Raw genomic sequence first — 7,969 nt, 5'->3', positions numbered from 1 at the left:
GTGGAGGAAAGGTCAGGGTGAACTCGGTAAATTCCCCCCAGCGCGAACTGCATCGGATGGTCCCGCCCATATGCTCCATGGCCGCGCGGGAAAAAGCGAGCCCGATGCCTAAGCCGTCCACGCCATGTTTATCGTCCGAATGTGAATAAAACCGGTTGAAGATGCGCGGCAGGACGTCTGGCGGGATGCCCGGGCCGGTATCGTGCACCCGGATCACGTGATCCTCGGCGCCCGGCTCGATAAAGATCCTGATGACGCCCTTGCCGGCACGCCCGGTATGCAACAGGGCATTGCGTACCAGGTTGAAGATCACGTGGACCAGCAGGCTCTCCACGCCCATGAAGAGGAAATCCCCGGCCGCCTCCAGCCGAACCCGCTCCCGTTCGCCCCGGGAGCCATAAGGATACCGGTTGAGCGCCTGTTCCACGCATGCGAGGGCCGAAAGTTCCGTCGGACGCACCTCGCCGATCGGCCGGGCGGCCAGCAGCAACATGTCGATGATGGTGTTGGAGTACTCCACCTCCCGCTCCATGATGCCGATGCTGCGTTCCAGCGCCATCAGGTGGTTGTCGCGCAATTCGGCCACCGGCAGGCCCGCCTCGAGGGCCGCCCTGTGGCTTTGCAGCAGGTCCGGCAGGTAGCGGCGCACGGCCTGGGCGGCGATGCGGACCGAGCCCAGCGGGGTGCGAAGTTCATGGGCAATGTTGTTCGACGCGGCGGTGAGGGCGTCCAGCCGGTTCTGCTCCGCCATCGACGCGGACACCGTGCACACTGCACCGCCTGCCATGGCAAACATCAGCAGGGGGATGTACTCGATGAACGCGGCCGAGTTGAAGGGCAGGTGGGGGGTGACGAGGTAGGCCACCGCGGCCATCAGGCTGCCGACCACGAACACCAGCACGAAGCTCGACACGTCGAACAGCATCATCAGCAGCATGATCACCGCCAGGTGGGTCATCAGCCATACGGCCGTGCCGTTGCGCAGCGTCATATAACCGACGAAGAAGGGCATGCAGATGGTCATCACCGAGTACCAGTAGCTCGGTAGCCAGGCACGGGTGCGCCGGGGCCACCACGGCAGCAGGGCAAGCGGGACGAACAGAACGCTGCAGGCCAGGCGAAGGCCGAAATTCTCATACGGCTGCGGAAACAGCCATGCCCAGATCGGGTAGTAGAACATCAGGCTGAGCGCGCCGACCACGCCGATCGCCACCATTTTCGGTTGCGAGTAGCGGGTGCGGGCGAACATGGTGGTCTCGAACCGCGTCAGTGCGCGATACAGCAACCACGCCCGCATGCGCAGGAAGCGCAGCGGCCCGGGAGAACGTTGGACGGGCGGTTTCATCCGTGGGCAAGGCGTCCGTGGGAATGCCTAGCGATAGAGCTCGTGGCAACTCTTGCAGGTTTCTCCCACTTTCGCCATCGCCTGCTTCAGCCCCGGGCAGTCCGCGGGCGCATTGGCGATGGTGGCGGCGGTGGCATCGGCCAGCGCATGGGCGTGCTTGAAGAAGTCGGGATCGGCGCCGGCGAAGGCCGGTTCAATCTCCGCGGCGGCCCCACTGATGCGGTGGAAGTGGTCCAGGCTTGAGTCGGCCGGACACTGGCCTGCCTTGGCCTGGGCGCCGAGCGCTGAGACATGGTGCTGCATGATGGCCATGACACCCCTTGTATAAGCATGCCGCGCCGCCATGGTATTGGCCGCGTACGAGGCGGAGATGGCGCCCACGGCCAGGCCGATGACCAAAAGGATGATGGCTCGCATGGTTTCCCTCCGTCGCAACGAAGCCAAGCATATCCGACCGCCGTGCCTTGCGCTTTGAAATATAATCCATTCAATGCATTAAGCGGATACCCTGATGTCAGTTCCCTCATTGGCCCTGGCGCCCCCGGCCGCTACCGCGCACGAGCGCTTCGCTGGTATCGAGCGCCTGTATGGCGCCGGCTCGCTCGCCCGCCTGGGTGAGGCCCACGTCTGCGTGGTCGGAGTCGGCGGGGTGGGTTCGTGGGCGGCCGAGGCGCTGGCGAGGTCAGGCGTGGGAAGGATCACCCTGATCGACGCCGACGACATCTGCCTTTCCAATACCAATCGCCAGTCGCATGCCCTGGACGGCCAGTATGGCCGCAACAAGGTGCAGGTGGTGGCCGAGCGGTTGCGTGCAATCAACCCGGCCATCGTGGTTGATCCGGTCGAGCAGTTCCTTACCACCGGCACGCTGGATGAACTCCTGGGCCGCGGCTACGACGCCGTGCTCGACGCCTGCGATGCGTTCCGGGTGAAGGTCGAGGCCATTGCCTGGTGCCGCCGGCGGAAGATTCCCACGGTGACGGTGGGTTCGGCCGGTGGCCGCACCGACCCCACCCAGGTGCGCGTGCGTGACCTCTCGCGCACCGAGCACGACGCCATGTTCAGCCTGATCCGGAAGAAACTCCGCCAGGAGTTCGGGTTCCCGAAGAACGCTGATCGCTACTTCGGCGTATCGGCGGTGTATTCGCTGCAGAACGTGCAATACCCGCAGGCGGACGGCAGCGTGTGTGGTACCCGCCCGGAAGGCGGCGATGCGCTGAAGCTCGATTGTGGCGGCGGCCTGGGCGCGGCCACCCACGTCACGGGCACCTTCGCCTTCGCCGCGGTGGGCAAGATCCTGGAAAAACTCCTGGCCTAGCCACTGGCCTGGCGTCGCTACCAGCCCATGTAGTGCCCGCCATTGATGGCGAGGTTGGCGCCGGTGATCCATTCCGATTCCTGCGCGGTAAGGAACGTTACCGCGCGGGCGATTTCATCGGGATGACCCATCCGGCCCATCGGGATCTGCGCCACGATCTTCTCGCGCACTTCCAGTGGCACCGACTTGACCATGTCGGTGGCGATGTAGCCGGGCGACACGGTATTCACGGTGATGCCGTAGCGGGCGTTTTCCAACGCCAGGGAAATGGTGAAACCGTGGATGCCGGCCTTGGCCGCGGCGTAGTTCGCCTGCCCGTACTGGCCCTTCTGGCCATTCACCGAGCTGATCTGCACGATCCGTCCCCAGCGCCGCGCACGCATGCCTTCGATGACCGGTCGGGTAACGTTGAAGCAGGCGTTCAGGTTGGTCTGCACCACCTCGCTCCACTGCTGGTAGTCCATCTTGTGGAAGGTACTGTCGCGGGTGATGCCGGCGTTGTTGACCAGGATGTCGATCGGCCCGAGGGCGGCTTCCACTTCTTCGACCATGACCTGGCTCGAGGCGTTATCCGATACGTCGCCATGGACCAGGGTGACTTCGTAACCAAGTTCACGCATGCGCTGGCCCCAGGCATGGGCCTTGTCGCGGTCGCGGTAGTTGCTGGCAACGCGGTGCCCCTGGTCGATCAGGTGCCGGACCAGGGCGGTGCCGATGCCACCGGTGCCGCCGGTGACCAGGGCCGTGCGTTGCGTCATTGGAGGTATTTCCTAGGAATGATCGGTTCGGCGAACGCCGGTTGATTCGACGTTATAACGGTTCGGCCATATGGATGGCTACTTTGCCCGCGAGTGAAGCCAGGTCAAACCGCCGCAGGGCCCAGCCAAGCATCGTGGCGGCATCCTCGTCGGGCGCGCCGGGGAGGCCCAAGCGCGCGAGCGTCCGGCGCAGGGCCGGCAGGCCATCGGCGTCGACGGCAGGTGCCTGGGTGGACTTGGCAAGCTTGCCGCCGCTCGTATCCACCAGCAGGGGAAGGTGGGCATACGCAGGCGCAGGCAGGCCCAGCAGGCGCTGCAGGAGGATCTGGCGCGGCGTGGAGTCGATCAGGTCGCGCCCGCGCACTACCTCGCTGATGCCCTGCGCTGCGTCATCCACCGCGCAGGCAAGCTGGTATGACCACAAGCCGTCGGCACGCAGCACGACGAAGTCGCCGCCATCAGCCACCGGCCACGCTTGCTCACCGGCCACCAGATCGTGCCACGCGACCACGGCATCGCCAGCGCGCAGGCGCCAGGCGGGCTCCCTGTCGCACGGCGGCGACAGGCAGGAACCGCGGTGGATGCCGCCGGTGGCGGCGAGATCCGCGCGCGAGCACCAGCAGGCGTACACCAGCCCTGCGGTCCGCAGGCTCTCGAAGGCATCGCGATAGGCGCTGTGACGCGTCGACTGCAGCCACACCGGCTCGTCCGGGTGCAGCGCCAGCGAGGCCAGGGTGGACTGGATCGACGCCGCCGACCCAGGCACCTCGCGTGGCGGGTCGATGTCGTCCACACGCACAAGCCATGCCCCTCCTTGCTGGCGTGCCCGCAGCCAACTGGCCACGGCGGCCAGGAGTGATCCTTCGTGGAGGTCGCCGGTGGGCGAGGGGGCAAAGCGGCCGCGGTAGGTCATCGGGTAATTTTACCTGCCACGACAGCAAGATGGGAGAAGGCATTCACCTTGAAACGAGGAACCGGCGCCCGCAGAAATGGTCTTCACTCTATCCACGGACGCAAGAGAGAAAACCACGTGCTGCGCATTGCCCTTTTCCTTGGTACCAACATCGCCGTCTTGTTGCTTTTGACGGTCGTCTGCCACCTGTTAGGCATCGACCAGTGGGCTGCGCGCCAGGGCGTGGGCCTGGGCGGACTGCTGGCCTTCGCCGCCGTATTCGGCATGGGCGGCGCCTTCATCTCGCTGGCCCTGTCCAAGTGGATGGCCAAGATGTCCACCGGCGCCCAAGTGATCACCGAGCCGCGCAACGACACCGAGCGCTGGCTGCTGGCTACCGTGCGCAGGCATGCGGAAAAGGCCGGCATCGGCATGCCGGAAGTGGCCATCTACGACGCCCCGGAGATGAACGCCTTCGCCACTGGCATGAGCCGCAACAGCGCGCTGGTGGCGGTCAGCACGGGCCTGCTGCAGCAGATGGACCGCGAACAGGTGTCCGCGGTGCTTGGCCATGAGATCGGCCACGTCGCCAACGGCGACATGGTGACCCTCACCCTGGTCCAGGGCGTATTGAACACGCTGGTGATCGTGCTGGCACGCATCGTCGGTCGCGTGGTCGACGGCTGGCTGTCCGGCGGCCGCGACCGCGATGGCGGTGGTGGCATCGGATACTTCGTCGTGGTGATGGTGCTGCAGCTGGTCTTTGGCCTGTTCGCCTCGATGATCGTGGCCGCGTTCTCGCGCTGGCGCGAGTTCCGTGCCGATGCCGCGGGGGCGAACCTTGCCGGTCGCGCGTCGATGGTCTCGGCCCTGCAGCGCCTGGCCGCCAACCACGGCGAGTCCACCTTGCCGCAGACGATTGCGGCTTTTGGCATTGCCGGGCCGCTCGCCGAGGGGCTGAAGAAGCTCTTCATGAGCCACCCGCCGCTGCCCGAGCGCATCGCGGCCTTGCAGCGCGCGGCGTAAACTAGCGGGCCCACCGTTCCCAGGGCCGCGGCGCTTCGCCAGGCGCCGCGGGCTCTAGCTTTTCATCAACATCTGCAAGGTTGCTTATCACCCATGACCACCGGTACCGAAACCCGCCGCTTCGAAGCTGAAGTCGCCCAGGTCCTGCACCTGGTCACCCATTCGCTGTACTCGCACAAGGAAATCTTCCTGCGCGAGCTGATCTCCAACGCCTCCGACGCCTGCGACAAGCTGCGTTTCGAGTCCCTGGCAGATCCCTCCCTGGCCGCGGAAGATTCCGAACTGCGCATCGAGGTCAGCTGGGACCCCGATGCCCGCACGGTAAGCGTGCGCGACAACGGCATCGGCATGAGCCGCGACGAGGTGATCGCCAACATCGGCACCATCGCCAGCTCCGGCACGCGCCGCTACCTCGAGGCGCTCTCGGGCGAACAGAAGAACGACGCCCGCCTGATTGGCCAGTTCGGCGTGGGCTTCTATTCGGCGTTCGTAGTGGCCGATAGGGTCACCGTGCTCAGCCGCCGTGCCGGCAGCGACGAGGGCGTGAAGTGGGAAAGCGACGGCAAGGGCGAGTACACGCTCGACGATGCAACGGGCCTGGCCCGCGGCACCACGGTGATCCTGCACCTGAAGGCCGATGAGGACGAATTCCTCCGCCCGTGGACGCTGCGCCAGACCATCCGCAAGTACTCCGACCATGTCGCTTTCCCGATCCGTGTACCGAAAGACAAGGACGGCAAGCCCGAGGCTGGTGAGTTCGAGACGATCAACGCCGCATCCGCGCTGTGGGCGCGCCCGAAGTCGGAGATCACCGACGACGAATACCAGGGCTTCTATAAATCCCTGGGCCACGATTTCAACGATGCGCTCACCTGGACGCACAACCGCGTTGAGGGCAGCCAGAGCTTCACCACGCTGCTCTACATCCCCAGCCAGCCGCCGTTCGACCTGGCCATGGGCGGCCGCGACGAGCGCAAGGGCCTGAAGCTGTACATCAAGCGTGTTTTCATCATGGACGCGGCCGATGAGCTGTTGCCCAACTACCTGCGCTTCGTGCGTGGCGTGGTGGACGCCGACGACCTGCCGCTGAACGTGAGCCGCGAAATCCTGCAGCAGAACCGCCAGCTCGAGAAGATCCGCGCCGCCTGCGTCAAGCGCGTGCTTGATCTCATCGAGAAACTCGCCCGCGACGACGCCGACAAATTCGCCACCTTCTGGAAAGCCTTCGGCAACACGCTCAAGGAGGGTATCGTCGAAGACAGTGCCAATCGCGAGCGCATCGCCAAGTTGCTGCGCTTTGCCTCGACCAAGGGCGACGGTGCCGCCCAGGTAGTGTCGCTGGACGACTACATCGGCCGCATGCAGGTGGGCCAGGACGTGATCTGGGCCATCACCGCCGACAGCCACGCCGCCGCCGCCGGCAGCCCGCAGCTGGAGGTGCTCAAGGCCCGCGACATCGAGGTATTGCTGCTGTCCGACCGCATCGATGAGTGGATGCTGGGCAATCTCACCGAATACGCCGGCAAGAAGATCCAGAGCGCGGCCAAGGGCGAACTGCCACAGGACGAAGCGGGCAAGCAAAAGCAGGAGGAAGCCTCCAAACTGGCGGCGCCGCTGGTCGAGCGCATCAAGGCGCTGCTGGGCGAGCGCGTCGGCGAAGTGCGCGTGTCGGCGCGCCTCACCGATTCGCCCTCGTGCCTGGCCCTGGCTGATTTCGACATGGCTCCGCATCTGGCGCGCCTGCTTCGCGAGGCCGGCCACGAGATGCCCTCAGCCAAGCCGACGCTCGAGATCAATCCGGGCCATCCGCTGGTTCAGCGCCTGGAAGGCGAGGGCGACGATGCGAAGGCCAGGGATCTTGCCTCGCTGCTGCTCGAACAGGCGGAGATCACCGCCGGTGCGCAACTGGAGGATCCGGCGTCCTTTGTCCGCCGCATGAACCGGGTGTTGCTGGGCTGAGAGGCTGATGTCCGCCCTTGTCACCCTGTTCGCCTGCCTGTTGCTGGGCATCGCCTGCCGTCGCTTCGCACGATTGCCCGAGGGCATCGTGCCAGGCATCAACTGGTGGGTGCTGAACATTGCCCTGCCGGCGCTGGTGTTGGCGTTGGTTCCAAAGTTGCGATTTGAATCCTCCTTGTGGCTGCCGGCCGCGGGCGCCTTCATCACCTTCTTCGGCGCATGGGCTTTCTTTGCCGTGGTGGGCCGCCTGCGCGGCTGGTCACGCCAACGCGTGGGCTGCCTTACGCTTGTGGGCGGGCTGGGCAATACCTCGTTCATGGGCTATCCGATGATCGAAGCCCTGCATGGACGTCCCGGACTCTCCGTGGCAGTCGTGGCCGACCAGTTGGGTACGTTTCCGTTGCTGGCGGTGGGCGGCATCTTGGTGGCCTCGCTTTATTCGGGCACCCGGCCCACGGTGGGTGCGATGGCGCGGCGCCTGTTTACCTTTCCGGCCTTCCTGGCGCTCCTGGCGGGCATCGTCATCGGAGGGTTCGGGGGTTGGCCGAGGATCGTGGACGAAGTACTGGAGCAGATCGGCGGTACGCTAACGCCATTGGCATTGTTCTCGGTGGGCTTGCAGTTCCGCCTGCACATTGAGCGGGGGCAAGCCGCTGCGCTCTCCCTGGGAC

8 protein-coding genes are annotated in these 7,969 nt (G+C 65.5%); 4 read left to right on the top strand and 4 right to left on the bottom strand.

All coding sequences use genetic code 11. From position 1 onward, the window contains the following. Together VK519_RS07845 and VK519_RS07840 are read right to left on the bottom strand one after the other, a co-directional pair. The coding region (locus VK519_RS07845) for a sensor histidine kinase (protein WP_324348779.1) at window positions 1-1,345 on the bottom strand (1,345 nt) is incomplete at its 3' end. A 27-nt stretch (window positions 1,346-1,372) separates the two neighbouring features. Continuing rightward, window positions 1,373-1,762, bottom strand: a complete 390-nt coding sequence (locus VK519_RS07840) for a cytochrome c (protein WP_324348777.1) — start codon at window positions 1,760-1,762, stop codon at window positions 1,373-1,375. Between the two features lie 94 nt (window positions 1,763-1,856). Between VK519_RS07840 and VK519_RS07835 the strand changes: the two genes are divergently transcribed. Next, window positions 1,857-2,663 (top strand): tRNA threonylcarbamoyladenosine dehydratase, encoded by an 807-nt coding sequence (locus tag VK519_RS07835; RefSeq protein WP_324348776.1) that lies wholly within the window; start codon window positions 1,857-1,859, stop codon window positions 2,661-2,663. A gap of 17 nt (window positions 2,664-2,680) precedes the next feature. Here VK519_RS07835 and phbB read toward each other — a convergent pair whose 3' ends face one another. Together phbB and gluQRS are read right to left on the bottom strand one after the other, a co-directional pair. Continuing rightward, window positions 2,681-3,421 carry an acetoacetyl-CoA reductase gene (gene phbB, locus VK519_RS07830; protein ID WP_324348775.1) on the bottom strand — a complete coding sequence of 247 codons (741 nt, stop codon included), beginning with the start codon at window positions 3,419-3,421 and terminating at the stop codon, window positions 2,681-2,683. A 52-nt stretch (window positions 3,422-3,473) separates the two neighbouring features. After that, complete coding sequence (gluQRS, locus tag VK519_RS07825) at window positions 3,474-4,334, bottom strand: tRNA glutamyl-Q(34) synthetase GluQRS (protein WP_324348773.1); 861 nt, start codon at window positions 4,332-4,334, stop codon at window positions 3,474-3,476. Between the two features lie 117 nt (window positions 4,335-4,451). Here gluQRS and htpX point away from each other — a divergent pair, with 117 nt between their 5' ends. The 3 genes from htpX to VK519_RS07810 form a co-directional block, all read left to right on the top strand. After that, window positions 4,452-5,339, top strand: coding sequence for a protease HtpX (gene htpX, locus VK519_RS07820; protein WP_324348771.1), 888 nt, complete (start codon window positions 4,452-4,454; stop codon window positions 5,337-5,339). 93 nt (window positions 5,340-5,432) lie between these two features. Then, window positions 5,433-7,298, top strand: a complete 1,866-nt coding sequence (htpG, locus tag VK519_RS07815) for a molecular chaperone HtpG (RefSeq protein WP_324348770.1) — start codon at window positions 5,433-5,435, stop codon at window positions 7,296-7,298. Window positions 7,299-7,305: 7 nt separating this feature from the next. Continuing rightward, window positions 7,306-7,969 (top strand): AEC family transporter (locus VK519_RS07810; protein WP_324348768.1); only part of this gene is annotated, 664 nt, incomplete at its 3' end.

Origin of the sequence: Pinirhizobacter sp., assembly GCF_035317885.1 — a bacterium.
Taxonomy (GTDB): Bacteria; Pseudomonadota; Gammaproteobacteria; order Xanthomonadales; family Rhodanobacteraceae; genus Pinirhizobacter.
This window is presented reverse-complemented; position numbering and strand designations above follow the sequence as displayed.

Excerpts from the sequence above, each read along its gene's own strand:
- VK519_RS07840 (WP_324348777.1), bottom strand. The coding sequence starts at position 1,762 with ATGCGAGCCATCATCCTTTTGGTCATCGGCCTGGCCGTGGGCGCCATC.
- phbB (WP_324348775.1), bottom strand. The coding sequence starts at position 3,421 with ATGACGCAACGCACGGCCCTGGTCACCGGCGGCACCGGTGGCATCGGC.
- htpG (WP_324348770.1), top strand. The coding sequence starts at position 5,433 with ATGACCACCGGTACCGAAACCCGCCGCTTCGAAGCTGAAGTCGCCCAG.
- gluQRS (WP_324348773.1), bottom strand. The coding sequence starts at position 4,334 with ATGACCTACCGCGGCCGCTTTGCCCCCTCGCCCACCGGCGACCTCCAC.
- VK519_RS07835 (WP_324348776.1), top strand. The coding sequence starts at position 1,857 with ATGTCAGTTCCCTCATTGGCCCTGGCGCCCCCGGCCGCTACCGCGCAC.